Origin of the sequence: Providencia sp. PROV048 (genome assembly GCF_033688165.1) — a bacterium.
In the GTDB taxonomy this organism is placed as follows: domain Bacteria; phylum Pseudomonadota; class Gammaproteobacteria; order Enterobacterales; family Enterobacteriaceae; genus Providencia; species Providencia hangzhouensis.
The window spans coordinates 132,097-158,562 of record NZ_CP096360.1 but is presented as its reverse complement, the minus strand read 5'-3'; the positions used below and the strand labels follow the sequence as shown (position 1 = coordinate 158,562).

At 34.3% G+C, this 26,466-nt stretch carries 26 protein-coding genes and 1 pseudogene; 13 read left to right on the top strand and 14 right to left on the bottom strand.

Annotation, left to right across the window (positions count from 1 at the left end):
- Positions 1-92 precede the first annotated feature (92 nt).
- Together norV and ytfE are read left to right on the top strand one after the other, a co-directional pair.
- Positions 93-1,286, top strand: a pseudogene (gene norV / locus M1F26_RS00690) (anaerobic nitric oxide reductase flavorubredoxin); the annotation flags it as partial.
- 62 nt (positions 1,287-1,348) lie between these two features.
- A complete protein-coding gene (gene ytfE, locus M1F26_RS00685) occupies positions 1,349-2,011 on the top strand; it encodes an iron-sulfur cluster repair protein YtfE (RefSeq protein ID WP_004263084.1) in 663 nt (220 codons plus the stop codon).
- A 71-nt stretch (positions 2,012-2,082) separates the two neighbouring features.
- Here ytfE and M1F26_RS00680 read toward each other — a convergent pair whose 3' ends face one another.
- From M1F26_RS00680 to M1F26_RS00665, 4 genes are all read right to left on the bottom strand, one after another.
- Positions 2,083-3,453 carry an adenylosuccinate lyase family protein gene (locus tag M1F26_RS00680; RefSeq protein WP_136134151.1) on the bottom strand — a complete coding sequence of 457 codons (1,371 nt, stop codon included), beginning with the start codon at positions 3,451-3,453 and terminating at the stop codon, positions 2,083-2,085.
- A gap of 14 nt (positions 3,454-3,467) precedes the next feature.
- The gene (locus tag M1F26_RS00675) at positions 3,468-5,024 is read right to left on the bottom strand and encodes a PTS transporter subunit EIIC (RefSeq protein ID WP_140171919.1); all 1,557 of its coding nucleotides are present in this window, start codon (positions 5,022-5,024) and stop codon (positions 3,468-3,470) included.
- Between the two features lie 193 nt (positions 5,025-5,217).
- Positions 5,218-5,958, bottom strand: a complete 741-nt coding sequence (locus tag M1F26_RS00670) for a MurR/RpiR family transcriptional regulator (protein WP_094960882.1) — start codon at positions 5,956-5,958, stop codon at positions 5,218-5,220.
- A 110-nt stretch (positions 5,959-6,068) separates the two neighbouring features.
- Positions 6,069-6,551 (bottom strand): cold-shock protein, encoded by a 483-nt coding sequence (locus M1F26_RS00665; RefSeq protein WP_004263097.1) that lies wholly within the window; start codon positions 6,549-6,551, stop codon positions 6,069-6,071.
- 182 nt (positions 6,552-6,733) lie between these two features.
- Between M1F26_RS00665 and M1F26_RS00660 the strand changes: the two genes are divergently transcribed.
- Entirely contained in the window at positions 6,734-7,432 is a 699-nt protein-coding gene (locus M1F26_RS00660) for an RluA family pseudouridine synthase (RefSeq protein ID WP_140171918.1), read from the top strand.
- A gap of 32 nt (positions 7,433-7,464) precedes the next feature.
- On the opposite strand, the gene M1F26_RS00655 is transcribed toward M1F26_RS00660, so the two are convergent.
- The 10 genes from M1F26_RS00655 to M1F26_RS00610 form a co-directional block, all read right to left on the bottom strand.
- Complete coding sequence (locus M1F26_RS00655; protein ID WP_004266212.1) at positions 7,465-8,004, bottom strand: DUF2058 domain-containing protein; 540 nt, start codon at positions 8,002-8,004, stop codon at positions 7,465-7,467.
- A 294-nt stretch (positions 8,005-8,298) separates the two neighbouring features.
- On the bottom strand, positions 8,299-9,300 hold the full coding sequence (locus M1F26_RS00650) for a fimbrial protein (RefSeq protein WP_227528871.1): 1,002 nt from the start codon (positions 9,298-9,300) through the stop codon (positions 8,299-8,301).
- A gap of 13 nt (positions 9,301-9,313) precedes the next feature.
- Positions 9,314-9,880 (bottom strand): fimbrial protein, encoded by a 567-nt coding sequence (locus M1F26_RS00645; protein WP_140171916.1) that lies wholly within the window; start codon positions 9,878-9,880, stop codon positions 9,314-9,316.
- Between the two features lie 39 nt (positions 9,881-9,919).
- Positions 9,920-10,537, bottom strand: coding sequence for a fimbrial protein (locus M1F26_RS00640; protein ID WP_109912303.1), 618 nt, complete (start codon positions 10,535-10,537; stop codon positions 9,920-9,922).
- Between the two features lie 8 nt (positions 10,538-10,545).
- Positions 10,546-11,295, bottom strand: a complete 750-nt coding sequence (locus M1F26_RS00635; RefSeq protein WP_140171915.1) for a fimbria/pilus periplasmic chaperone — start codon at positions 11,293-11,295, stop codon at positions 10,546-10,548.
- Positions 11,296-11,308: 13 nt separating this feature from the next.
- Positions 11,309-13,840, bottom strand: coding sequence for an outer membrane usher protein (locus M1F26_RS00630; protein WP_200129232.1), 2,532 nt, complete (start codon positions 13,838-13,840; stop codon positions 11,309-11,311).
- A gap of 29 nt (positions 13,841-13,869) precedes the next feature.
- Positions 13,870-14,415: a fimbrial protein gene (locus M1F26_RS00625; protein WP_232062925.1), complete on the bottom strand. Its 546-nt coding sequence runs from the start codon at positions 14,413-14,415 to the stop codon at positions 13,870-13,872.
- Between the two features lie 66 nt (positions 14,416-14,481).
- Positions 14,482-15,045 carry a fimbrial protein gene (locus tag M1F26_RS00620; RefSeq protein ID WP_094960889.1) on the bottom strand — a complete coding sequence of 188 codons (564 nt, stop codon included), beginning with the start codon at positions 15,043-15,045 and terminating at the stop codon, positions 14,482-14,484.
- A gap of 82 nt (positions 15,046-15,127) precedes the next feature.
- Positions 15,128-15,517 carry a helix-turn-helix domain-containing protein gene (locus M1F26_RS00615; RefSeq protein WP_004263121.1) on the bottom strand — a complete coding sequence of 130 codons (390 nt, stop codon included), beginning with the start codon at positions 15,515-15,517 and terminating at the stop codon, positions 15,128-15,130.
- A gap of 940 nt (positions 15,518-16,457) precedes the next feature.
- Positions 16,458-17,015: a tyrosine-type DNA invertase gene (locus M1F26_RS00610; protein ID WP_004263124.1), complete on the bottom strand. Its 558-nt coding sequence runs from the start codon at positions 17,013-17,015 to the stop codon at positions 16,458-16,460.
- Positions 17,016-17,353: 338 nt separating this feature from the next.
- Here M1F26_RS00610 and M1F26_RS00605 point away from each other — a divergent pair, with 338 nt between their 5' ends.
- From M1F26_RS00605 to M1F26_RS00560, 10 genes are all read left to right on the top strand, one after another.
- Complete coding sequence (locus M1F26_RS00605; protein WP_140171913.1) at positions 17,354-17,716, top strand: YibL family ribosome-associated protein; 363 nt, start codon at positions 17,354-17,356, stop codon at positions 17,714-17,716.
- 929 nt (positions 17,717-18,645) lie between these two features.
- Positions 18,646-18,897, top strand: coding sequence for a helix-turn-helix domain-containing protein (locus M1F26_RS00600; protein ID WP_042848568.1), 252 nt, complete (start codon positions 18,646-18,648; stop codon positions 18,895-18,897).
- A 203-nt stretch (positions 18,898-19,100) separates the two neighbouring features.
- Positions 19,101-19,643: a fimbrial protein gene (locus tag M1F26_RS00595; RefSeq protein WP_042848569.1), complete on the top strand. Its 543-nt coding sequence runs from the start codon at positions 19,101-19,103 to the stop codon at positions 19,641-19,643.
- A gap of 60 nt (positions 19,644-19,703) precedes the next feature.
- Positions 19,704-20,246, top strand: coding sequence for a fimbrial protein (locus M1F26_RS00590; protein WP_048605548.1), 543 nt, complete (start codon positions 19,704-19,706; stop codon positions 20,244-20,246).
- A 17-nt stretch (positions 20,247-20,263) separates the two neighbouring features.
- Positions 20,264-22,735 (top strand): fimbria/pilus outer membrane usher protein, encoded by a 2,472-nt coding sequence (locus M1F26_RS00585; RefSeq protein ID WP_227528868.1) that lies wholly within the window; start codon positions 20,264-20,266, stop codon positions 22,733-22,735.
- Positions 22,736-22,743: 8 nt separating this feature from the next.
- On the top strand, positions 22,744-23,454 hold the full coding sequence (locus M1F26_RS00580) for a molecular chaperone (protein WP_042848572.1): 711 nt from the start codon (positions 22,744-22,746) through the stop codon (positions 23,452-23,454).
- Between the two features lie 22 nt (positions 23,455-23,476).
- A complete protein-coding gene (locus M1F26_RS00575; protein WP_042848574.1) occupies positions 23,477-23,887 on the top strand; it encodes a hypothetical protein in 411 nt (136 codons plus the stop codon).
- Positions 23,880-24,380: a fimbrial protein gene (locus M1F26_RS00570; protein WP_140171912.1), complete on the top strand. Its 501-nt coding sequence runs from the start codon at positions 23,880-23,882 to the stop codon at positions 24,378-24,380. Before M1F26_RS00575 ends, M1F26_RS00570 begins: the two co-directional genes overlap by 8 nt.
- A gap of 17 nt (positions 24,381-24,397) precedes the next feature.
- Positions 24,398-24,928: a fimbrial protein gene (locus M1F26_RS00565; protein ID WP_208292499.1), complete on the top strand. Its 531-nt coding sequence runs from the start codon at positions 24,398-24,400 to the stop codon at positions 24,926-24,928.
- Positions 24,929-24,943: 15 nt separating this feature from the next.
- Positions 24,944-25,969 carry a hypothetical protein gene (locus M1F26_RS00560; RefSeq protein ID WP_048605551.1) on the top strand — a complete coding sequence of 342 codons (1,026 nt, stop codon included), beginning with the start codon at positions 24,944-24,946 and terminating at the stop codon, positions 25,967-25,969.
- Positions 25,970-26,466 lie beyond the last annotated feature (497 nt).

The window sequence follows — 26,466 nt, the reverse complement described above, 5'->3', positions numbered from 1 at the left end:
ATTTTAATTTAGTTAAAAATCAAAATGTTAAATATTGGCATGAATATTGATTATGTCTTCTTATACTCTCAAAGCTACAGGACAAAATTAATATGGCGATTCATGTAAAAAATAACATCCATTGGGTAGGTCAGCGTGATTGGGAAGTACGTGATTTTCATGGAACCGAATACAAAACATTAAAGGGAAGTAGTTATAATAGCTATTTAATCCGCGAAGAAAAAAATGTTCTTATTGATACTGTCGATCATAAATTTAGCCGTGAGTTTGTTCAAAATTTGCGCTCGCAAATTGATTTAAATGATATTGACTACATCGTCATTAACCATGCAGAAGAAGATCACGCAGGTGCATTAACCGAATTAATGAGCTTTATTCCTAATACCCCGATCTATTGCACAGCCAATGCCATTGATTCAATAAATGGTCATCACCATCATCCTGAATGGAATTTCAAAATCGTTAAAACAGGTGACACGCTCGATATAGGTAACAATAAACAATTGATTTTCATTGAGACTCCAATGCTACATTGGCCTGACAGCATGATGACTTATTTTACTGAAGATGCCGTACTTTTTAGTAATGATGCTTTCGGGCAGCACTATTGTGATGAGCGATTATTTAATGATGAAGTCGACCAAAATGAATTATTCGAACAGTGCCAGCGTTACTACGCCAATATTCTTACCCCATTTAGCCGCTTAGTGACGCCAAAAATAAATGAAATTTTAGGCTTTAATCTACCTGTCGATATGATAGCGACATCTCACGGAGTAGTATGGCGTGATAATCCAAATCAAATCATTGAATTGTATTTGAAATGGGCAGCAGATTATCAAGAAGATCGTATCACTATTTTCTACGATACCATGTCAAATAATACTCGTTTAATGGCGGATGCAATCGCTCAAGGCATCAATGAAGCCGACCCTAATGTCGCGGTTAAAATATTTAACGTTGCACGCAGTGATAAAAACGACATTATTACTCATGTTTTTCGCTCCAAAGCGGCACTGGTCGGTACCTCAACCATGAATAATGTCATGATGCCTAAAATAGCAGGTATGCTTGAAGAAATTACAGGCTTACGTTTTTTAAATAAAAAAGCCGCTGCTTTCGGTAGTTTTGGTTGGAATGGCGGCGCCGTTGACCGTGTTCAAACACGTTTGATGGATGCCGGTTTTGATACCGCATTATCTTTAAAAGCAAAATGGAAACCAGACACAAAAACATTAGATGACTGCCGTGAGTATGGGCGTAATATTGCTCGCCAATGGGCATTACCTGCATAAATTAAATAACAAAGTAGCATCAGAATTTTATGATTTTTTAAAGGATACCTCATATGCAATTTAGAGATAAAACACTCGGACAGCTCGCATTATCCATTCCTAGAGCTTCTTCTTTATTTCGCCAATATAATATGGATTACTGTTGTGGTGGCAAACAGACGCTGAGTCGCAGCGCAGAAAAATTAAAGTTAGATATTGACCTATTAGAAAGCCAATTAGCTAAATTAGCCACAGAAACGTTAGAACAGGATTGGCGCAAAGCCCCACTCAGTGAGATTATCGATTTTATCATTGTTCGCTATCATGATAGGCACAGAGAACAATTACCTGAACTAATACTACAGGCACAAAAAGTTGAACGCGTTCATATAAATAAGCCAAGCGTGCCAAAAGGTTTATCAAAATACTTAGAAGCATTACTGGAAGAACTAGCGAGCCATATGATGAAAGAAGAACGCGTTTTATTCCCTATGATAAAAAACGGAATGGGCAGAAACGCAGCAGGTCCAATTAGTGTCATGGAACAAGAACATGATGATGCTAGTGATATCTTAGAAGCAATTAAAGATATTACCAATAATGTCACACCACCGCCAGAAGCCTGTACTACCTGGCGTGTGTTGTATAATGGTATCAATGAACTGATTGATGATTTAATGAATCACATTAACCTAGAAAATAACTTATTATTCCCAAGAGCACTCGCTGGCGAATAAATAAGTAAGGGGCTATCTATATAATAGACAGCCCCTTATTTAAAATAATTTTTAGTAAATACTAAAAATACCTATTTGTACTGTTGCTTAATTTCTTGCGAAACGACTAATCCACGTTTTGCTTCTTTTTCTGCAATTTCAACGGATAACCCGATATAAGATCTCGGGTCAAGCATTGCTTTAATTTCTTCATTACTGAATGCTGCTGATATCACACTATTTTTGGTCAAATTAGTATAAAAATCTTCCCCATCCGCCGCAGTTTTAATTGCTTCTTCATACAGAAGGGAGTGAGCTTTATCTTTGCCTAATTTTTCCGCCATCTTCATCATGACATACTCAGTATTATCCAGCCCTTTGTTTCTCAAAACATTATGAAGCATTCTCTCTTCATGTGGCACAATCGTCCTAGAAAGCTCTTCAGTTCTTAGTAAAATTTCCGTGGTTAATTCCAAAGCTTCTTCAATTAACCCATCAAATAACATATAAGAGCTACTATCACCTTCATAAGGCCTTACCGCAGAATACATACCAACACTCGGTAAAGAATATAATTTCTGTGAGTTAGCAATAATTCCCTTAGCAAGTTTTGGGTTTATTTTATGCGGCATAGTACTACTGCCCACTGTTCCTTTAGTAAAGCCTTCTGAAACCTCTGCAATTTCTTCTAACGTTGTGCTATAAACTTCTTCACCGATTTTATGACAAATATTGGCCATTAACGCTAAATTTGCCATATATTCAAGCTTATGCGTACTTAAGTTTCTGGATGGTACTTCCATGGCTTCCATACCCACCAGCTCAGCGACACGTTTTTGTACCGCCATACCAACACCAGGCATTGAGTTAAATGCACCAACAGCGCCACCCATCATGATAGTGAAAACCCGTTTTTCACACTCTTTCATACGTTGATAGCAATCAATAAAATCGCTGATCCATACCGAAACTTTGTAGCCGTAGGTGATGGGGATTGCATGACGCCCATGAGTTCTTCCCGGCATCACCATATGTTTGGTTCTTTCGGCCAAATCGGCTAAGTTTTCGATGATTTCACCGAGTAACAACATAAATTTATGATGTACGGTTTTCATCATATAGAGCTGTGAACTTTGCTGAATATTTTGCGTGGTAATTCCATAATGGATATATTTACCACTTTCCTCAGAGCAAGCATTCACTAAAACTTTCAAGAAAGGTACAAAGCCATGGCCTATTTTTTGGTAAATACGGCTCATTTCTTCAAAATCGATATTTTCGATAACAGCCTTTTCTTTAATTTCATCTGCCGCTGATTGTGGAATAAATCCCAGTTCCGCTTGAGCTTGGGCCAGCATGGATTCAAACATTAACCAAGTAGAATATTTTGCTTCATCAGACAATAAGTCTTTAATTCCACGGTCATCAATAGTTTTACTTTTAGAATCGTATAATGCTCTCATTTCGTATCCCTTCTTTATTTCTTCATTGCTTCATCAACAGCATTGCGAACAAACTCAACCTTTGGTCCATATACAACATGGACGTGGTTTGCCGATGGAAAGAAGAATGCGGTACATCCTGATTCCAACATTAAATCTTTATCAATTTGGTTCACTTCTCCAACATCAATACGCATACGGGTAATACAGTTATCTACGTTACGAATATTTTGTTTGCCACCTAACGCTTGAATTAAAATTTCTGCAATTTCGCCATAACGTTTTTCTTTAATTAAGGTATTTTTCAGATTACTCGATTCTTCGCGACCTGGTGTTTTTATATCAAACTTAATAATGGCCCAGTAGAAAATAAAATAAGTGACGACGGCTAAACAGCTACCGATAATAACAAGGAAGATCCAGTTAGTGTGCTCGTACAGCAGACCAAAGATAGTAAAATCAAAAACGGTTCCACGAATATAACCGATACCGACCTCAGCCAATGAAAGCAACACCGCACCGATACCGACAATAATGGCGTAAATTAAGTACAATAATGGCGCAATAAATACGAAGGTAAATTCGAGTGGCTCCGTGACGTTACCAAGCATGGCTGTTAATACCATAGTAACCAGCATGGATTTCACTTCTGCGCGGTTTTCTTTCTTCGATGTTTTGTAAATAGCAAGAGCAATTGCAGGGAATAGGAATAGTGTGACTAGCATTTGTTGCTGCGCCATAAAGCGAGTCAAACTTGGCATCATCGACCAATATTCACTATCTGGGCCTTGGTTAAATAACACCTCAGTTAATGCAGGAACAACACCAACAAAGGTTTGTCCGTCAATAACATAAGTACCACCCGCCTCAGTAAATCTAAATAAAACGTTCCATACATGGTGTAAACCAAATGGAATAAATAAACGTTCACCACCCGCGGTAAAAAATGGCCCTACAGGACTTAAAAATACCGCAGAGAGTTTCATCAAACCTTGGACTAATACTTCCCAAATAAACGGTAATAACGCACCCACTCCAATCATTAAACCGATCATAATAATAGAAACGGATTTTTTACCAGAAAAGAAAGCAAATGCGGTTGGCAATTCAAGGTTATAGAACTTATCAGTCGTCCAAGCGGCAATCAAACCAGTAATAATCCCTCCTGCGGCACTGATATTTAAAGTTTGTATACCAAGAACTTTAATTTGCCCTACTTGCCCCATCATTGCAGGGTCTGCAAGCTTACCAGTAAGCACTAGCCAAATATTCATGGTGATGATCAGCGATAAGTAGCCGACAACCGATGCAAAGACGGCGATCCCCTTATCTCGATGGCTCATACCATAGGCCACTCCCATAGCAAACAATAGGGGAATATTATCAAAAATAACACCCGCGATTGAACGAATGCTGACAAGTAATGCATTAACCGTTTCATTTCCGAGAAAAGGAAAACGTGCAATCATATAAGTTTGCACTAATGCACCACTGATACCCAATATCATACCAATAGGTGCTAAAACACCTATTGGAAGGAGTAATGTTCTCCCAAAGCGTTGAATAGATTCACCAAACTTTTTTCTGGCCATACTGTTTCCTTATGACTTCTATTATTAGAATTAAAGGCATACTAGCTTGGAGGGATTATAAAAGAAATGATGTCACGGTTTTAAAAGTTATCTTAGGTCATAACTAATGACCTAGGTCATATTAATAAAAACTATCTACCAAAGACAAGAATGAAAGACGAGTGAAGTTTTCTTAGAAAATAAAAAAGAAAATTTAAAGTAGATTTTCTAATTCATTGATAAGTAAATCAACTAAAATAAAAAAGCCAATTCTGGATTTTGTGTCATCTCTTTTAGTATCAAAATTATCGGCAAAACAAAACAAAGTGTTATCAGTATAAGTGGTTAGCTCATTAGTATTAAAAGCGGTCATACTAATGATATTTGCCCCTTTTAATTGCACAATTTTTGCTGTTTCAATAATTTTTTTGGTTCCCCCTGATAGTGAGATAAAAATGACCGTGTCATCTTTGCTAACTAATCGAGTGAAAGAATCAGATAAATTGTAGTCATTAATAAAAAAACAGTGTAAACCTAACGCAAATAGTAAGTGTTCAAGATAATAGCCAACAGCTTTACTTGTCCCTCTGGCAACAATAAAAATATTTCTCGATTTATGTAGTATTTTAGCGCAATCGCTAATTTGCTCTTCGTTAATTAATGTAAAACTTTTATTAATATTTTTTTCGAGTTGTTTTTTATAAGACGAAGGTGTGATTTTTTCAGTTTTATTTTTTGTTAAAATATAATTATTAATCTGAAACTTAAGTTCTTTAAATCCACTAAACCCTAATTTTTGCGACAAATTAATAATAACTGTTTTAGAAACAAAGGTTTTAGCAACTAGTTCATTAATATTTAAGTAAGGGATGTCTGTAATATTATCAGTCAGGTATTTTAAGACTTTTTTTTCGCTAATGGTTAAATTATCGTAATTTTTTAAGAAATCTAACATATCCCCTCTCCGATAAGCCTAGCTAGCTTTCAAATGACTCTATTGTATAAGAATAAAGTAATAAACAAGTAAACAGCACTCAAGAGTGGTGCTGTTTACCTGACAAGAAATCACTTAAACTTAAGTTGTTTCACAGCCTCATCGATATCAATTTCATCTTCCGAAAATGTTAATGATGTCCCATGTAACGTACTAATTTCTAATTTTTTCAATGAACGCATTTGACCAGGTTTATCTGATTTTGGTTTGATACTATTCATTAATGCGCCAATTGATAACACAGTATTTTCTTTATCGATACGCGTATCTGCAGGTACTTCTACTGAATAAACACGATAGGATTTAATTGATGTAATCTTAATCCGTTCTCCTGCGATATAAATATATTTACTTTCAGGTATGACTTTGACCGCAAAAGCAGATAACCCTTTATTATTTGTCGTCGGTTCGAAAGTGACTGCAGCATTTTTTTTAATCAAATCTGGGTTGGCAACCTTAACCACATGAAAATAACGGTTATCGCCATTCTCATCTTTGATAAATCCAAAACCTTTATCTTCGAACCATGTTGTGATCGTTCCATTCATTGCCATTACCGCCTAATTAATCTTTTATTGACTCAGTTTTTACAACGCGCAGTATAGAGCACAATGCGTGTGCAGACTACGGCTTTGCTTTTAGTCTGAGTGATAAATTTACGTGATGCAAGTGACAGCGTTCGCCTACTTACTAAAAATTGGTTATTATCAACAACCATTTTTTGCTGGAAAGGCTAATGACTGAAATCATCGACACCTTTATTGCTCCGCCCTGTCACGATGAGATAGAAATTATCTATCAGGATGAGCATCTGGTTCTTATTAATAAGCCAAGTGGCCTACTCAGCCTTTCTGGAAAAAACCCACAAAACTTAGACTCCGTCCATCACCGATTAGTAAAAATATTCCCAGACTGTACTCTTGTTCACCGTCTCGATTTTGGCACATCTGGGTTGATGGTGGTTGCTCGCAATAAAGCCATCAATGCAGCTCTGAGCCAGCAATTTAGCCAACGCTCCGTCATTAAGATATACCAAGCTCTACTTTGTGGCCACTTAGCTAATGATGAGGGTGTCATTGATGCGGCAATAGCAAAAGACCCTGCACAGTTTCCCCGCATGTCGCTTTGCGAGGTGAATGGCAAACCTGCCCGCTCCCACTATCAAGTGATTGAGCATCTGTATCACCCATTAGATAATGGCACATTGCTCCCAGTAACCCGAGTCCAATTAATACCTGAAACAGGGCGTACCCACCAGCTACGCATCCATTGCCAAAAATTAGGTTACCCTATATTAGGCTGCGACCTATATGGTGGGCGATTATTACAAGGAACTGAGCAAACTCCACGTTTACTTTTGCACGCTAGTGAATTGCATTTTGTTCACCCTGCGAGTCAGAAGAACGTTAAAATGTTTAGCGCCAGCCCGTTTTAACGCCAAAGCTACGACTTAAAATTTGACGAGTATTACCACATCAAGTCGTCAGGGATCTTAAAGTCCGCGTACGGGTCATCTTCATCTTGTTCTTCTTGGCTGAGCGCATTATTGAGTACGATACTATCCGCATCCCTTTGGGTTATTTTATCCGCTACACTTGCAGGGATAATCACATACTCATTGTTATCACTATTCTCAATCGCTAAACGGGCAATCGCCAGACGACCGCTGATCAATTGTGTTTGTGTTATTTTATCTACAACAACTTGCTTGATCACATTGTTATCGGTGAAATTAAAACTAATATCTCCCTTTGAAATATCAACTTTATTCATCTCAATAAGTTGTTTAACTTGCGCTTTAAACTCTTTGGATTGCACCATTTGCTTATGCTGTTCGCTTAATTGCTTATCACGTTCAAGCTGTGCTTTTTTATTCTCTTCTACGGCTTCCCTTGCTTCACGCGCTTGAACGCGTGATTTTTTAGCCGTTCTTTGCACTTTAGCCATCTTCTTACTGGTGACTAATCCTGCTTTTAGCATTTGCTCTTGTAAGGTGAGTTTTGCCATCTTCGCCTCTAAATCTATCAGATAATTATGTGATTATACCTTTAGCCGCTGAGACCTGATAGGCTTTGAGCTTCATTGATAGAGAAATTATGTGATGTTATTTAAGAAAATATGCTAACGAGGATAATTCAAAATTCGGCGTGTTTAACTTATTTTGTCTAATCTAAAATGTGTTTATAAAAAACCATCAATATATTGTGATTTTTTATAGGCACGATTTACTCAGTAACCATAGAGAGCTGATGAGAAAAAATAGAGGCTTTCATCCACATAAAAACCTCTCTATTTCAATAACTACGGAGTGGACATAATAATGGTAGCTGCTGAACTAAACTGGCCTTCTATCAATTCATTTGGCGATAAATTAGGTTTTTTAACTAGCGTAAACATTAGTGTGTCTCTACCATGCCCATTTTCTATTTTTGAATCGAAATGCCCATTCATAGGGGAAACTCTTTGCCCTTGATGATAAATCTCAACACCTAATCCCGGCATAATAGGACCTTGACTACCAATATCTCCAGTTCTAACAAGTAAAGCGTCAGATGAAAAAGTCGAAGTTTCTCCGCTAATAATCATCTTTATTGGCGCTGTCAGGTTATTATCTTCACAACTATAAGTGATTTCTGCGTTACGTTGAAAACGGCTTGCACTTCCCACTGTTGAAATACCCGATGCATTTACTGTTTCAAAATCAACAATGATGATTTGGTTATCATTGATATCACACGTACCCGTTCCAACAACTACATCATTACCTGCATAGAAATTCCATTTAAAATAAGCATGGTCAATATGCTGATTACTATTTACAAATGTCGCATATTTATGGAGATCTAACGTCATCAGCAAATCGCCTTTTCTTACCAAAACTGATGGCGTTGGTTTAACATTTACCTGTAAATATAATTTAATTTGTAAAGGTTCACTTGCTGTGGTTAAACGAAATACTTGAATTTCTTTACCGCTAAATGGTGCTAAATAGTAAGCACCACGCACGACCACTCCCGCTTTTAATTCTGGGTTATTCTTAAATGTGGGACCAAGGTCAGCACCAGTCACATTTAAATAATCAACATAAGCACTAGGGGCTTCATTACGGCAGGTCATAAAATCACTCACATCCGCAAATTCATTTATACGATTAGGTACAGCAAAAATATCATTATCTAGAGGAACATCATAAATATTTTGTGTTCCCCCACCAACTTCTTGTCCTCCATTAGTTTTACACTGGAAAGCAAAAATAGTCGGGGAAAATAATAAGGTTGCGAGAAGTAATATTAACATCTTCATTGTTACTGATACCTTAATCATAAATTAAACTAAAAATAGCGGTTGCAGTAAAATGGCCAAACGCAATACTTTTATTTTTTATTGCATCAGGTTCCCCTTGCACATTCGCATTAAAACTTAAAATATTCGTGCCATTCTCTAAATTGTATGCAGGCGTCATACTATTAATAGGAATTTTTTTACCACTAAATTCTAAGATTTCAATTCCGATACCCGAAGCCATGCTGCCAGAATCTAATGCAAGAAGGCCTGGTAAATGGGTATTTTCGCTTCCTGTAAACTTAACGGTCACCGTTCTAAAGATACTATTATCACAGTCATCTAAATGAATATTAAAATTTTCAAGTGGTGTTTTTTGGTTAATATAGAGGTATTTATTAACAATAGTACCAAAGTCCACAATGATATTTTCATCACCAGGTCTTACTGTACAAGCTTCTGCGACAAGTTGTCCTCGTATCTTAATTTCACCGATTTGACCATTTTTTGCCTGACTCGGTAACGGAAAAAATAACAAACTTAATAGCATCGAGAGTATTATTTTTTTAAATTTATAAAAATTGAAATTTAAGTTATTCATATAAATACCTTCAATGCTATATCAGAAAATCTATTAAGATTATTCATACGTTATTTGAAAAGAAATAACACTTCGATAAGCTCCAGCCTGTAATTTTTCTGCGATTCTTACGGGAGCTACATAATAAGTTAAAATATTTTGCCCCGGAGAAATAAGCTCAGGTTCACTGTACTCACCAAAAGCAATTTCTTTTCCTTTAGGATTAGTTATCTGTAATCCAAGCCCATTAACACCTTCAACTCTCGCTATGTTCGGCCTAAAAGGGACAACTGGCGTGATAAACCTAATTTTCATACCTGGCTGAGAAAGACTCCATGTAACATTACCGGATTTATTGTTTCTCAAAACCGTTGGGGTTTCGATACAATCCAATAACTCGATGTTTACCGGCGTCTTGTGGCCTTGGGCGCCAATTGTTTTTAATGATGCAGTTTCAATATTTCCTAAATCAACGGATTGAAATGCAGAATCCATCGATAAATGGCATGCACTCTCCGTTAATGAGCCATAAACGAAAATTTTACCATTTGCACCTTCAACATCCCAATTGCCTGTTGTGTTATAAAAGGCATTATTTGAGGCCGCATATATCACAGCTGAATGAAATATGAGAGATAATCCAAAGAGTAAGGAAAAGCTTTTTTGATTAATCATCATTTTCCTCTCTATTTACTTTCAGGAACAACCTGACATGTATTTGCTTGACATTTAAATTGAAGTTTTGGCCGGCCACCATAGTCATTTATATAGGTCAATACCGGATTTGCCCCCAAAGTAGAACTTGAAACTCCTAATTTTTCTTCACTAAATGGTGCAACCATAACTGCCTTAAAATTCTGATTTACCGGTGAATTGTTTCGCTCAGCCGCACCAATAATCGTGATATAAAAGGGAGTTGGGTTTTTAATGATATATTGGTCACCTTGCTTAATAAGCTGTGTTTTTTCTTGCCAAGGGTTATTCAGCATTTCTGTTTCGCTTAGCATGATACTTTTAGGACGATAAAATAATTTAATTTTGCTCTGTAACGCTAATTGCAAAACATTCGGTTTATCACTTTTTGGCGGGATCTCCCTTAAATTAAAGTAATAAACACTTTCTCTATCCTGCGGTAACTGACTAATTTCAGGAAGCGCCTCAATACGGACTTGGCTTGATTTTTCGGGTTCAACTCGCTGTACCGGCGGTAATACAGCAAACGGTGAAGTGATTTTTACCCCTTGAATATTTTCAATCCACCCTTGAGCCAAATAAGGTAGCTGGTTATTTTTATTAGTAATAGTAATTGAAACGCTTTTTTGATCGCCATTAAAAATAACTCGGGTTCTATCTAAAGCAATTGCCGAGAATGCGCTTCCGCTAACTAAACTGCTTAATAAAATAGTACTGATATATAAATTAGTTAATTTTTTCATAGCAATCACTCATTTACAGATTATTATCTGCTTCATTACGTTTATTTGATAATGGTTTACAAGGAATGAATAATCCTTGGTTAATTGTTTCTAAGTTTTCAGGAAAATTAATTTCACATTGTGCTTCCCCACCCCAATGAATAATCATGACTTCATTTGGGTTGATACCACTAACATAAGCATATCCATTATCAGTAACTATTCCCGTTTCTTTTCCTTTCAAATTCGTGATCTGAGCGCCAAATGGCGGTGCAGAACCGTCAGACATACGCATTGAAAGCATCATCTTTTCACCAGACAACACATTAAATTTGCGATAGCCAATCGCGCCTTCTGTTAATGTCACTTGAACAATAGAATCCGTTACCTCGGCATTATTCGGTAATGCATTTAAATCGACTTTAACTTTACTGCGGTAGTAGCTATTTAAATCAGGGACAACCACTTTACCAAATGCATTTGATGCAATAGGTATCCCTCGGTCTGATACGGGAATTTTAGCCACACCATCAGTGTCAATGAGCAAACGAGTTCCGCCAATATTTGAGACTCGATGAGCATCCGCACCATTTAAAGTCATGGTAAATCCGCCTTGTGCCCCTACCCCAAATGATGTGTAATTATTATGAATATAGCTGGCATTCGCAGTTAACTTAGTATTATCACCATAATGGGTAATATAGGTGCTTGCGGTTCCACCTTTGTTGGTCGAACCTGCACTGACTTGATAATTGGTTCTATCTGACAATTTGTCATAATAGGTTGCTCGATTAACAGTATCATCCCGTGTTGCTTGTAATGAATAACCAATATTTGCACCATTTCCCCAAGGCATTGAAGCTGAGATATACAGGCCATCATCATTTGTTTCGTTATATTTATTACGATAGGCCGATAACGAAATATTAATATTCTTCAGGCTTCCCCAATCTAAGGTTTTTGTCACCATTAAATTGTAGCGATTACTTTCTGGCTTATCCCAATAGGTTTGGTGCGAGTAGTTTAAATAAGCTGTAATTCTCGATTCTCTAAAGTTTTTATTTAAAGAGATCACATACATTTCTTTATTACTACCTTGACGCTCACCTGAATCTTTAGCCGTTAAAAAATCGGTTACAGTCATAAAACTGCGTTCTGAGAATCGGTAACCTGCGAACTGAACTTGGCTATCATAGTCATCAAAACGTTTTGAATAGTTTATTCGATAAGAATTACCTGTGAGTTTTTTATCATTAGGAATATTTGCAATAGAATGCGTAATATCGAAAGATAAGGCACCAAATGCCAATAAGTCACGACCGACACCCACGTTGAATGCATTATAGTCTTGGCTATTTAATGAACCAGCAAGCAATGACCAACCATTAGTGACACCCCACGACATTTCACCACTCGCAAATGTATCTCCATTGACATGATGATCCATATCCGTTGGGCGACCCATCGCTAGTTTATATCGAATACTACCTGGTCGAGTTAAATAAGGGATATTAGCTGTTTCAACCTGATATTCTTGAACCGAACCATCCTGCTCTTCGATTCGAACATCCAGTTTTCCCGTCGTCGCATCACTTAAATTTTGAATACGGAAAGGACCCGCGGCGACTTGTTCTTGATAAATAATTCGCCCTTGTTGGCTAACAATCACCGTCGCATTTGTCGTCGCAACACCTGTTATTTCAGGTGCATACCCACGTAAATTAGGTGGTAACATTAAGATATCAGAGCGTAAGCCAACACCTGTAAATCGAAAACTATCGAATAAATCGGTGTTAAAATAGTCCTCACCCAAGGTCAATTTCGCTTTAATACTGGTTAACGCTTTATAGGCGTATAGTCGGCTCCATTGAAAGTCATGCTCATTTTTACTATTCGAGCCAGTTTCTCGTTGAGCACGCCCCTGCCAATCTCCCCTAAAGCGCCATGCACCAAGGTTCACACCTGCGACACCATTTGCTGTCACATTATAGTTGCTATTGTTATCATGAGGCTTATTCGCTCTTGCGTTTATATTGTAGTCTAAAATAGCCCCTGAAATTCCTTCATCCCACAAAGAAGGCGGATCCCAGTTAGCTGTTCTATATTCAAGGTAGGCTTGAGGTATACTCAGATACAACGTAGAGTCAGATAAATCCCCTCGAGCTTGAAAGCCAGGCAAACTGCGTAAATCAAGACACTCATTATTATGCCACCACGTAATTTGCTTCAACGAACTAGCTGTTAGTCCTAGCTGCTGGACTTGTTCTGGTGTGATACAAACGAGGCTATCTTCAGGGTCGTTTTCTGGCGCATAGAATGAAAACCGTTGCTCAGGTAAAGTTTCTTTATTTACTTGTACTTTGAGGGGATAAATACCAGGCATAATATAGCCTGCACGTGAGAATTGCTTAACATCAATGTTTTTTTTGTCTTCTAAATCAAATAATGCCGTATTAAATTGTATGGTATCGGCAGCATATAACTGAGCGGATAATGACCCAAATGTAATCATTATCGTTGTCGTTATTATATTTATTTTGTGTTGTTTAAAAAACATAAAAAACATCCCTAAAACACCAATATAATTTCTTAGAATTAATAATAATCGACCTTGAACCTTAATAAGGTTTGGTAATTACCCGCTTTAACAGGATGATAATTGGTGACTAATTGCATTTGATATTTAAGGATCATTGTCCCTGGCGTAATTCCTAATGCAGGTAATGGCTTTCCTGGTGTAATGGAATATCCCGATATATCATGCAATGCCAATTGCACTCCTTTTGCTTCACCCGAGAGTGTGAAAAAATCACCTTCTGATGGACCATCAAAAGTGACTTCGAGTGAATTCCATTCGTTATTATCTTTCGAATATTTTTCCCAACGACAATCAATGAGCTTAATATTGAATTCTTTTATGGGGCCTTTCCCAACTTCACGAATATAGCTTGTTGGAAGTACCCCCATATTAATGGTCTGATCCCTAGACCCAATATCTATTGCGCAGGCAGTATCGACTATTTCGCCATTCATCGTGACTTTACCCCACCCATGAGATGATGCAGCCATTTGTGGCGAAAGAAATAATGTTAGAAGAAATAGGGAAGATACTTTGCTTCGCAAATAGATAAATCCTTTCACTTTAACCTCTGACTTAATTTGGTGATTAATAGAGGAACACAAAGGTATTCCTCTTAAACTAATCAATTAGTTATAAGTTAAGGTAAAGTTAGTTACGCCTTCGAATTTACCTAATGGAATTTTATCAACCGCAACGTTTGCACCTTGTACATAAGCGCTATAACGTAATGTATTATCACCCGCTTGTAATTGATGTTCTTGAGCTGTTGCAACTCCCATATCTAACGCTGCGCCATTAGTATCCGTTAATTGAATACCCACGTTGCCAGCAATAGTTGGGTCTGTTGCATCTAAGCCTGTTACACCGAGTAATTTAGAATTGAAAGCAGCGCTAGAACCAGAGAATGTGATACTCACTTTATCGTTGTACACTTTATCATCTGCATCTTTCGGGAATACACAGTCTTCCAATTCAATATTGAATTGCTTCGCGCTAGAAGTACCGCCATTCGCTAAAACAGAGTTAGCGATTTGGCCTAACCATACTGTTTGGTCAATAGAATCTGAACTAATTGAGCAAGGTGCATCGATGATTTCACCTTTAAATGTGACTTTACCATGCCCTTGATCAGCAAGTGCTGGAGATGCAATAGCGGCAGAAACTAGTGCGGCTAAAAATACTTTTTTCATTTGAACCTCATTTATATATAACAACGTGATGATTACCCAACATGATGTAGGGCATAGTTAGAATTTATTATTTTTAAAATAACTATTTGCTGTATAAAGAATTTAAAATAATTTCTGTTTGTCGATTAAAAATATAATGGTAGTTATCCTTTTCATCGGATAAACATTCACTATTATGAATAAATGAATTAGCACTAGGATTTTTTTCATTTATTTTCAATGATACACTTTCAAAAAATGCACTCGGGCTAATTTCTAGATAAAATAAAATTGAAAATAGCATTCCACAGTTAATGCTACATATTCCTCTTTCATAACGAGATATTTGTTGTTGTGATATCTTTAATTTTTTAGCTAGATCACTACCACTAAGTCCTTTCTCTTTTCTAAGATGCGATAATTCCATGCCAATTTGTTCAGTTAGTATTTTCTGAAAGCTATCTATACTGGTCTTTAATTTATTACTTTTCATATCTCACCAATTAAAGCCTTGTGTAATGAGGCAAAACAATCAGAACCACTCATAAAGTGAACAATTTATTTTTTGAAATGCAAAAAAATGCAACAAAATAAATCAAAATGTTGCGTTAAATGAGTTTTAGGTAAATTGTTTTATATATAAGAATCATCAGAATTAAAATCTTTAATTTATACCTTAAACTAGAAAAGTCAGATGATTTAACTGGCGAATTTTATTACAAAAAAAATCATGAAAGATAACTTTTTGTTGTTAATGACAAATTTTTACATTAATTGATAATTACCTCTAAAATGCATTGCCGCAACAGAGTTTTATGCTATTTGATTTTAGTTAGTCTGATAATTATACTTATTAGGTAATTTGAACATTTTGATTTATTATGTTGCGTTACGAATTGATTTTTATAGATGTTTTATTTTATCCGATTGATTATTATTGATAATTAATTAATTTTTTTATTGTATATTAAATTAATGTGTTTTAAATCATCAATAAGATGTTTTTAACTCACAAAAACCAAAAATATGAACTTATCATCTAAATGATTTCACTTATATGGTGACCTTTCACAGAATAACTTTATTTGATAGTCAAAAATAGACTATTACTGTAAAAAAAATGATTGAAATATGATAATAATTAGTTAACTGAGAAAGCGAACCACCTATACTCGCAATTAGAGTAATTAAATTATGATGATTCAAAAAAAAAGAATAAATAAAATTATAAACTAATCTTATTTTTAAAGGCTGGAAAATAAATTACTTGAGTATGTTGTTTATGGCTTTAAAAATAATTACTACCCTTAATATGCATAAGAATACCTCAGTTTTATAAAATCAATTACCTAAATAACTGAGGTATTCTTGGTGTTTAGTTCATATTATTATGTTTAGTGCTAGCTTTATATTGACACAACTCATTAAATTACTTATTGATTCGACCAAATACCACTAAATCTTTTTTCATTACTAGCAGTATAAATTACAGTATGGGCGATATTTCGATGCCCTAAATAGTCTTGGATTAATCGAGTGTCCCTACCCAAATCAGCTAAAGCATAACCGCATGCATGCCTTAGCATATGAGGATGAAGCTTTACAGGAAGCCCTGCTATTTTGCCATACTGCTCAAATAAGCGATAAATTTGATAACGAGAAATTTGGCTTCCCTTTTGTGAAATAAATAAACAATCTGACCCTGCTGTTTTCCAAGAATCTCTTTCAACTAACCATTTTTCAATCGCATTAAACTCTTCGGGAATTATAGGCTGTACGGTAGACAGCCCTCCTTTTAGTCTCCTAATAAATATCACTTTCTGCACCAAATCAATATCAGACATTGTGATATGAGTGAGCTCACTCACTCTTAGCCCATGCAAAAAGCTCATTAATAACAAACAATAGTCGCGATTAGGATAGCGACCTTGCTTTGTAGCATCCAATAAAGAATTAACTTCTGTACGTGTAATAAATTTACGTTTAGTCATTATGATCTCATCCATACCTCATTATATTTCGCTATATACCAACGATAAATCAACTAAAAATAATAATTTTTCAAAAAATTAAATATAATATGTCAGAAAGGTCAGTGATGATACCGAAATGCAACAACTTAATCATGATGTTACTAGGATACAAAAGACGAAATATGATGAATAGTTGAATGGAATTTGATTTATAAGGTAATTATGTTGTTTTCATTCCATGAATGATGAACAATAAAGGTGGCCTCACATGGGTATTAGCCTGTATCCCTTTTCCCCCCTTATCTAGAATAGTGTATACTTGCCGGCAAGAAATTTATTCACGGTTAATTAATATAATGAAAGAAATCGAAAAAGCACAAATTAAGCTTCTTAGCGACCGTTTAGATCTTATTCGTCGCCAGATGGCAAGTATGCAACTGACGAGTGAAGTAGAAAAACACGCAGAACTAGAGAAAGAAAAAGCGACACTGGAAATTGAAATCGCTCGTCTGAAGGCGGAGCGTAACAAAAAACTAAGCAAAGAAGCGCAAAAACTAGTAGATATGCCGTTCAAGCGTCCCATCACTAAGAAAGAACAAGCCGACCTTGGCAAGCTGAAAAAATCCGTGCGAGGCTTGACCATTGTCCATCCCATGACGGCATTAGGTCGTGAAATGGGGCTGGATGGTATGACTGGTTTTTCTAAGACTGACTTCTAGTGAGAGAAGCCCCTCTTTAACATACTTTGCCAATTTATGATTTACTGCCTAAGCGCTCTAACTCTGAACGTAATACAGCAGTAGATAAACTCCATTTTCATGCTAAAGATATCAATTGAAGTCAATGACTCAGTCGTTAAGATCACCCTAAATAAGCTTAAGTATTATCATTGGGCGAATATACATGTCATGTAACTTCATTGATAATCGAGTAAACAATGTAAACTCTAATAGTTAACCGCTATAGCAAAATTCATCATAGCTAGTAGTAACGGCAATTATCATACTCTACGAAAAATGAAAAGAAGAGGATTTAAATAGAGAAACTATTAAACCCGAATAAAACTCATATGAAATCTAAGCTTTATGTTATAGAGGACTACATTAATTCTAAAAACATCTATAACTCTTTCATTCTATTTAACACTCTAAAATGTAGAATGTATATACTATTATGTTAGTTAAAAAGACAAACGATACTAAGAATAATCTTACCCTAATATAAAATCAAAATAACCCTAACGTTATAGTTTTTACTGTAATTAATTTAAAATGTAACAATATTATTATGAAACAAAATATAATAAATACGTACTTATATGTAACAAAATGTTTTTTATTTAATACGTAAGTTGTAATGTAAATAAATAAATTATAGTTCTGCTCGAAATTAACAACATAATATCGAATCAAAAAAAAACCATAAAATCATATTGTTATGTTCTTTAAATAGTAGTTAAAGTCACATTTTGATCCGAATAACCGATCAATAACATCATTTTAATAGGGTTAGCCTATCAAAATTAACTAATCGATCGATATAAACATCTTTAAATAAATAAAAATAAAAGCTAGATTAAATGAAAATTAAATCAGTAAGAAATTATAACTTCACTAGTTTAATTAAATAAATTATTGAGGAATTTATTATGATTAGCACCCAAAAAAATTTCATTGTAAAAAATATAAACCTAGAAATTGGTGATTTTATAAGAAAAACCAGACTTAAAAATGGATTAACTGGTGCACAATTAGGTAAATTAGTAGGAGTAAGTCAACAGCAAATATCACGATATGAACGAGGTTCAAATGGCCTATCATTACCAGATTTGATATTTATTTTATCAATTATGAATGCATCATTTTCAGATTTTGTTTCATACTCATCCTATTTAAAATGAGAGAAATAAAATTTTAGTAATGAGTAAACACTACATTATCAAATAATAATACATTATTCATATTCCTGTATAATAAAGAAATTTATATAGCAAAAACTCTTTCTTATACAGATATACTTATCTGTGTTAGTCAATGAAATTAATATAATTCCATTCTCAAAAACATAAATATTAACATCTTAACAATGATATTAGGAAATAGTATGAAACATAACAAATATATGTCTGTATTAGTAGCAGCAATGTTAACAACGTCATTTGCTTCAATTGCAGATACTAATACTGGTACTGTTACTTTCAAAGGTGAAGTTCGCGATACGCCTTGTAACTTAGATGCAGGACAAGGTGGTACTGCTACAATTGTTGATTTTGGCCAACTATCATTAAGTCAATTAAATGATGGAGATTCAAAGTATAAAAACTTCGATTTAAATCTGAAAGGCTGTAAATTAACATCAATTGATAACAGCGATCCACAAAATCCAACTACAGTAACTAAAACAGCAACTATTACTTTTGATGGTGTAAGTAAAATTGCAGGTCAAAATCTTTTAGCAACTACAGGCAGTGCTGCAAACGTTGCTGTAGGTATTAAAGATATTACTTTTGGTACTCCTGCTAACTTAAATTTGCGCGATGGTGACAATACATTAACTTACTCTGCTTTTGTTAAAAAAGCAGGTGCTGCTGCTGTAACAGCGGGCGATTTCACAACTATTTCTACTTTCGAAATCGCATACCAGTAAGTTATATACACTCCTTCACTATTATGTGGAGGAGTATATTACCTGAAAAAGAATATTATTATGAAAAACTTGTTAATTATTGCCACTTTTTTTGCTCATTTTTTTAGCATTCCAGCATTTGCAGCAATGAATTGGGGACAAGCAACAGTTAAAGGTGAAATATTAGCCTCGGGTTGTTCAATGCAACTAACAAGTAAAGATCAAATTATTCAATTTGGTGATTACCCTTTAAGTAGAATTAAAGATAAAAAGATAATCAAACCATTTAAAATAATATTAAAAAACTGTCAGCTATCAAATTCTTATTTTGAGGATGAGAAATCACCTATAAGAATAAAATTTTCAGGTTCAGTAACAAGCAACTTTAATGGATTTAAATTTAATGATGCCGATGGTTTGGCTATTTATATATTAAACGGAAATAACATTGTCAAGCCTAATGAATATTATCCCATTTATGATTTAAAAAGAGTTGCAGGCAAAACGAAATCAGTCAATGAACAACAATTAAACTTTTTATCTGAAATTGTTGTTGATGATGGGCTTAGGCCACAAGTAGGAGAATTTTCAAGTATCATTACATTTGATATTGATTACTATTAATTTAATGAGTATTTACGATGTTATCAATAAAAGAAAAAATGACCATTTTAATGGTGTCGATGCTTTTTTTTAACAAAGTATCCTATTCTGTAGAGTTCAATACAGATATACTTGATAGCACAGATAAAGCGAATATTGACGTATCAAGGTTTCAAAATCCAAATTTTATTCTTCCTGGAACTTATTTTTTTAATATAATTATTAATAGTACTCAATTAACTCAATCGGCCTCTCCTATTAAAATTATAGCTAATGATAATGATGATTCTGTGAGTGATATATGTATTGATAAAGACTATATTAATAGTTTAGGCCTTAAAGAAAAATATGTGAAAGAACTGACCTATTGGAATAACGGGGAATGTATTAATTTCTTGGCTTTGAAGGGTGTTAGTGTTACTCCTAATTTACCTGAGGGAACGGTAATCATAAATATACCTCAATTATATTTAGAGTATATGGATGTAAACTGGTTACCCAAAACCCTTTGGGATGAAGGGATCAGCGGGTTATTATTAGATTACAATGCCAACTATCAATATAGCGATAATGACAGTTTAAAAAATCAAATTGCATCGATCAGTGGATATCTTGGTGCTAATATGGGTGCTTGGCGTTTACGAAGTGAATATTATGGTAATTATCAAAGACAAGAGTCAAATAGCCAAACATCAACAATTCGTAATTTTTTATTTAATGCAATTTATTTATATAGAAATATTAAAGCATTAGATGCTAAATTAGTCGTGGGTGAAAGTACAACACCATCACAGATACTAGAACCTTTTAGATTTACAGGATTATCTTTATTTACAAACGATTCAATGTTACCTCCTAGACTAAGAGGATATGCTCCTGAAATTACAGGAATAGCTAAAACTAATTCTCGCGTTGTTATTACTCAATTAGGAAGGGTAATATATGATGGCAATGTACCTGCTGGTCCATTTAAAATTCAATCATTGAATAATGGTACTCGTGGTGAATTACACGTAAAAATTATTGAGCAAGATGGATCTGAACAACAGTTTATTGTTAATAGTTCCAATGTGCCTTATTTAACTCGTCCTGGAACTACTCGATATAATGTAACTGCAGGGCAACCAATTAAACGAGACCATTCAGTATATAGAGGCGTTTTTTTCTTCAGAGGAGAAGTCTCACATGGTTTAAATAATAATTGGTCATTAAATGCAGCCTCAGATATAAGCCAAGGTTATCAACAAGTTTCATTAGGCTTTGGCCGATTTATGAATCAGTTTGGTGCTTTATCTGTAAATATAGCTCGCTCTTTTTCGCAGTTAGATCATGATAGTCCATCAGGTAACTCATATAGTATTAATTACTCTAAAACTTTTGATGATTACGATATGGATCTAACTTTTGCGGGGTATCGTTTTACTGATAGAAAATTTTATACTATGTCTCAATATTTAGATTTAAGAAATAATAAATTTATTGATAATGAAAAAGAACGCTATCAAATAAGTCTTTCAAAGCGTCTAGGTGAATTTAATATAAATTTAAATTATCAATTACAACAGTATTGGGATCGAGGTCAAACTCATCAATACGGCCTAAATATAGGTAAAAGCGTTAATATTCCTTATTTAAATTTACAAGGAGGAAGTATAACGCTATCAGCAAATAGAAGTTATTACCAAAATAAATATGATGACCAAATTAGCTTGATGCTTTCAGTTCCATTTGGCAAGCAGTTCTACACTTTTGACACAATGAAATATAATGACACCTATAATTCGCGTGTTTCTGTATCTACCTTAACTGAGGATAATGATTACTATAACTTAAGCGCATCAACAAGTTATGGTAAGGATGCTAAAAAACAAAGTACGCTAGCTGGTATGTATGATTTATCAACTCGTTATGCGTCTTTAAATAGTAATATTTCAATCTCAGATAAAGGTGATTCTAGCTTAGGTATGGGGTTAAATGGTGGTGTAACATTAACACAGCATGGTATTGCTTTACATAGCTCATCATATTCATCTGCAGCTAGGTTAATGATAGATACAAATAATATCGCTGATGTTCCTTTAAATAATGGTTCAACAGTAACAAATGGAATAGGGATCGGAGTTATTCCGAATATGACCAGCTATTACAAAAATAGCTATAATGTTGATATGAGTAAATTACCAGATAATATTGAGTCATCAAATACGATATATGATATTGCATTAACAGAAGGTGCAATTGGATACAGAAAAATAAGTGCAGATAAGGGATTCAAATTATTTGCAACTATTAAAATGGCAGATAATTCAGGTTCTCCTCCATTTGGTGCTCAAGTACTAAATGAAAAAGGTAGAGAAGTCGGGATAATTAGCGATAACGGATTGGTATGGTTAACAGCTGTTCAATCTGAAGAAAGGCTAAATATCAATTGGTCTAATAAAAATCAGTGTAATACAACATTACCCAATTTAGATAATGCAAACCAAATTATTTTAATTTGCAAAAAGTAGAGAATTTTATGAAAAATAAATTTTTATTACTTCCGCTATTATTGGTAGCACAAAATAGCATAGCGGCAGTATCTCTTGATAGAACCAGAGCAATAGTAGAAGGTGATTCTACCCCTGTAATTATTAATATCGAAAACCAGAGTGACACCTTGCCGTATTTAGCTCAAGCTTGGATTGACGATAAAGATGGAAATAAAATTACAACAGGACCATTAATTGCGACACCGTTAGTTCAGCGCTTAGAACCGAATATAAAAAGCATGATTAGAATTTCAACTACGGATGTATCTAAATTACCTAAAGATAGAGAGTCTATTTATTATTTTAATTTAAGAGAGATACCACCGAAAAGCGATAAGCCAAACGTAATGCAAGTTGCATTACAATCAAGAATTAAATTATTTTATCGCCCAGAGCCTATTTTAGATAAAGCAAAAACTGATTGGGCCTTAGATCTAGAGCTGAATACAGTAAATGATGGGTATATTATTAAAAATACCTCTCCATTTTATTTAACGGTCATTGGGTTAGCGGGTGACAAAAACAAATCTGAAAATGGCGCATTTGATTCATTTATGATTGACCCTTTTGGAAGTCATCAAGTTAAAAGTACACATTTCCAGAAACCGTACTTAACCTACATAAATGATTACGGTGGTAGACCAACTGTTTCCTTTAACTGCAAATCATCAGTATGCAAAGCTGATAGTCAACAATAGCCAGTTATAAAATGAGGGTACAATGAAATATTTTTCTGTAGTATTTTTCTCACTTTTTATTTCATTAAGCAGTGTAGCTAGTCAATATGATGAAAATCGTTCTTTTCCATCACATGATGTAACATCGGCTATTAAAATGGATAGTTTAAGTGGAAAACTGCATTTTAAAGTAGGATTAATGTACTCTCCGTGCGTTATTTTGGATGATGAATATAATAATGATATTTTTTTTATTGAACTAGAACAATGTTTAGTAAATAATCAAAATATTAAAATACCTTTACAAGCCAAGGCTAAATTGATCGAAAAAAACAACATAACAACTACAGTATATGATATTTATCATCCACTTTATTCTGGTAAAAACATACTTTATATACAAAATAAAAATACTAAAGGCAGCTCAGCTATCATGGAGTTAAATTATGATTAAATTCATATTTTCCATATTAATTATTACTATGACTCCTATTGCTTTTTCGAGTGATTTGCTTATTAATTTCAATGGAAATCTAATTGATAAAAAATGTGAAATTAAACAGTCAGAGATAACCATTCAATTCATTCCTTATTCACTAGGTTATATTGAGGTTAATGGCAATATTTCAGATAAAAAACCATTAAAAATTGAATTTGAAAACTGTACGCCTACTATGATGGATAAAATAATAAAAATTTCATTATCTTCTACAAATATATATAAACAAAATGGAATTGATTATTTAACAACACAAGGAGGAACAGGTCTAATCGTTGGTCTTGAGAGCCTTGATGGCGAACTAATTTCGTTTAATCAACCACTTGAGGTTAGAGTGAGTTCAGAAAATAAAGCAGAGTTAGTACTGAATACATATCTAAAAAAAGGTAACTTTGCTAGACCAGGAACCGTACATGGAACTGCAAGCATTATGGTTAATTATAACTAATAATAGGAAGTTATATAATGAAAATAAGAAAGTCGCTCTTATTATTATTACTTTTTTCTAGAGTAGTAACTGCTGCTGATTTTAATAATGGCCGTGCTGATGTAAAAATTAATATTACAGCAACTATAGTTGCTCCTGTTTGTACTATTTTAGGTGAAAATAATGAATCACCATTATTTATAAATTTTGATAATGTTGACTTCTCTGAAGTTGAAAATGGAACAGCCTATAAGGATATTCAGTTAAAATATAACTGTACAGGAAGTTCAGTTCCAGCTAATAAAGTTATGAACTTGTATCTATATCCAACTAAATATGGTGTCTATACACAAGTTGGTAACAACGTATTACGAACATCAAAGAATGGACTGGGAATCTCTTTAACCAAGAGTAATGCTAATCTTGATTTAAATAAATGGATTCCTTTTGGTAGTAATGAGCTACAAGGCTCATTTATCCTTCGAGCTTCGTTAATTACCCCCAATAAATTACTATTAACGGAAGGTAGCTTCGATAGTACTGTTGCTATCCTAATGAGTTATTTATAATTTGGATTATATTTTATGATGAAAACCGTTTTTTATTTGTTACCTGCTTCACTACTGGCTATTTCTAGTATTAGCAATGCTGGTGATCCAGATGACTGGACAGTCATGGGGTATAGTGGTACTCAATTTACAGCTGATACAACTTGGACGGGCGCTAACTTTAATGGTGTCAATTTAACGTTAAGAGCTAAGCTAAGTAGTATGGGAGGAAAAATGACTGAGTATGCATGGGGATCTCGTGCATGTCCTCCATACGGGAATTCACCTAATTCAACTAATATGCAATATGTGATTGCACCAAATACAGTGGATTATGTAGATCCTATTACCAATGAAAAATTTACTTTTAGAATTTTATTACCCCAATCATTAGGTACAATCAATGGATATCCAAATACACAATATGCACAGATAGGGCAAAGCTCAGGTAATGTTGGCCGTGCAACCTGTTCGCGAACCCCTTATACGCCACAATCATTTAGTGGAGAAACTCCTATTACATTAATCAGTAATACTAATCTCCCAATTAGAAATACACCGCATATTATTAAAGTAAACACGACTTTATTTGGTGTCAGAAACCCAAATATACCAGCTAAATGGTTAAGTTCTGTTGCGCTTATCCAACCTAAAAACTCAGCTGTACTTACTTTTAATGTAACCGTTATTAATACTTGTCGTGTAGATAAGACTCAACTAGATTTTAATTTTGGTTCTTTACCACAATCAATAGCTGATGGAGTAAATCTAACTAAAAGTGTAACCGTTAGCTGTACTTATCCTGGAAATATTAAAGTAACTTACCAGCCCTCAAAACCTATTGATAGTGCAAATCCAACTCGTACAAGTTTAGATTTAGGAAATGTGTCATCTGGTTGGTACGGTGAGTTGGCAGTTGATGGTAAAAAGCAATTAATCACGACACTTCAAAGTATTACTAATAAAACACTAGATATAGGAATTACATTAGGAAAAAGTAGATCCAATGTATCTTTTGGCAACATCAGTGGTGGTGGGGTCTTAATTTTTGAGTATATTTAATATTAACTTATTTAACATACTTTAATTTTTAAATAATTAAAAATATGCAGAAGTATATAATACAAGTGTTTTAGATAAAAATCGAACCTGTAGATAATTTTATATCAGCATAGTTCACTTTTATGGTAAATTCATGCCTGTTAAATACCCCAAAAAATTACCTGATAATTTTTAATCGGGTAACGAACAACGATATTTAATAATTCTATCATGTTCGTAGTATAAATTTCTTTACGTATATCGATAAGTTAATAAAACAGGGTTCTTAAATTAGGGCGGTGTTAGTTATAAGCCCCTCTATTTTGTGTGTTTATATTTAATATTATTTATCAAATATATCTAAATCTGCATTGAATTTAAAGGATTTAATTGCCTTCAATGGAGGTATATTGAACTTGAATGGCTATTACAGGAGTCGTATTTAATAGGTAATGACGTTGATATTAAATGGGTTTACTTAGTTGGATAAATAGCATTGCCCTCATTAATGCCCCCAA

Excerpts from the sequence above, each read along its gene's own strand:
- ytfE (WP_004263084.1), top strand. The coding sequence starts at position 1,349 with ATGCAATTTAGAGATAAAACACTCGGACAGCTCGCATTATCCATTCCT.
- M1F26_RS00680 (WP_136134151.1), bottom strand. The coding sequence starts at position 3,453 with ATGAGAGCATTATACGATTCTAAAAGTAAAACTATTGATGACCGTGGA.
- M1F26_RS00675 (WP_140171919.1), bottom strand. The coding sequence starts at position 5,024 with ATGGCCAGAAAAAAGTTTGGTGAATCTATTCAACGCTTTGGGAGAACA.
- M1F26_RS00670 (WP_094960882.1), bottom strand. The coding sequence starts at position 5,958 with ATGTTAGATTTCTTAAAAAATTACGATAATTTAACCATTAGCGAAAAA.
- M1F26_RS00665 (WP_004263097.1), bottom strand. The coding sequence starts at position 6,551 with ATGGCAATGAATGGAACGATCACAACATGGTTCGAAGATAAAGGTTTT.
- M1F26_RS00660 (WP_140171918.1), top strand. The coding sequence starts at position 6,734 with ATGACTGAAATCATCGACACCTTTATTGCTCCGCCCTGTCACGATGAG.
- M1F26_RS00655 (WP_004266212.1), bottom strand. The coding sequence starts at position 8,004 with ATGGCAAAACTCACCTTACAAGAGCAAATGCTAAAAGCAGGATTAGTC.
- M1F26_RS00650 (WP_227528871.1), bottom strand. The coding sequence starts at position 9,300 with ATGAAGATGTTAATATTACTTCTCGCAACCTTATTATTTTCCCCGACT.
- M1F26_RS00645 (WP_140171916.1), bottom strand. The coding sequence starts at position 9,880 with ATGAATAACTTAAATTTCAATTTTTATAAATTTAAAAAAATAATACTC.
- M1F26_RS00640 (WP_109912303.1), bottom strand. The coding sequence starts at position 10,537 with ATGATGATTAATCAAAAAAGCTTTTCCTTACTCTTTGGATTATCTCTC.
- M1F26_RS00635 (WP_140171915.1), bottom strand. The coding sequence starts at position 11,295 with ATGAAAAAATTAACTAATTTATATATCAGTACTATTTTATTAAGCAGT.
- M1F26_RS00630 (WP_200129232.1), bottom strand. The coding sequence starts at position 13,840 with ATGTTTTTTATGTTTTTTAAACAACACAAAATAAATATAATAACGACA.
- M1F26_RS00620 (WP_094960889.1), bottom strand. The coding sequence starts at position 15,045 with ATGAAAAAAGTATTTTTAGCCGCACTAGTTTCTGCCGCTATTGCATCT.
- M1F26_RS00615 (WP_004263121.1), bottom strand. The coding sequence starts at position 15,517 with ATGAAAAGTAATAAATTAAAGACCAGTATAGATAGCTTTCAGAAAATA.
- M1F26_RS00610 (WP_004263124.1), bottom strand. The coding sequence starts at position 17,015 with ATGACTAAACGTAAATTTATTACACGTACAGAAGTTAATTCTTTATTG.
- M1F26_RS00605 (WP_140171913.1), top strand. The coding sequence starts at position 17,354 with ATGAAAGAAATCGAAAAAGCACAAATTAAGCTTCTTAGCGACCGTTTA.
- M1F26_RS00600 (WP_042848568.1), top strand. The coding sequence starts at position 18,646 with ATGATTAGCACCCAAAAAAATTTCATTGTAAAAAATATAAACCTAGAA.
- M1F26_RS00595 (WP_042848569.1), top strand. The coding sequence starts at position 19,101 with ATGAAACATAACAAATATATGTCTGTATTAGTAGCAGCAATGTTAACA.
- M1F26_RS00590 (WP_048605548.1), top strand. The coding sequence starts at position 19,704 with ATGAAAAACTTGTTAATTATTGCCACTTTTTTTGCTCATTTTTTTAGC.
- M1F26_RS00585 (WP_227528868.1), top strand. The coding sequence starts at position 20,264 with ATGTTATCAATAAAAGAAAAAATGACCATTTTAATGGTGTCGATGCTT.
- M1F26_RS00580 (WP_042848572.1), top strand. The coding sequence starts at position 22,744 with ATGAAAAATAAATTTTTATTACTTCCGCTATTATTGGTAGCACAAAAT.
- M1F26_RS00575 (WP_042848574.1), top strand. The coding sequence starts at position 23,477 with ATGAAATATTTTTCTGTAGTATTTTTCTCACTTTTTATTTCATTAAGC.
- M1F26_RS00570 (WP_140171912.1), top strand. The coding sequence starts at position 23,880 with ATGATTAAATTCATATTTTCCATATTAATTATTACTATGACTCCTATT.
- M1F26_RS00565 (WP_208292499.1), top strand. The coding sequence starts at position 24,398 with ATGAAAATAAGAAAGTCGCTCTTATTATTATTACTTTTTTCTAGAGTA.
- M1F26_RS00560 (WP_048605551.1), top strand. The coding sequence starts at position 24,944 with ATGATGAAAACCGTTTTTTATTTGTTACCTGCTTCACTACTGGCTATT.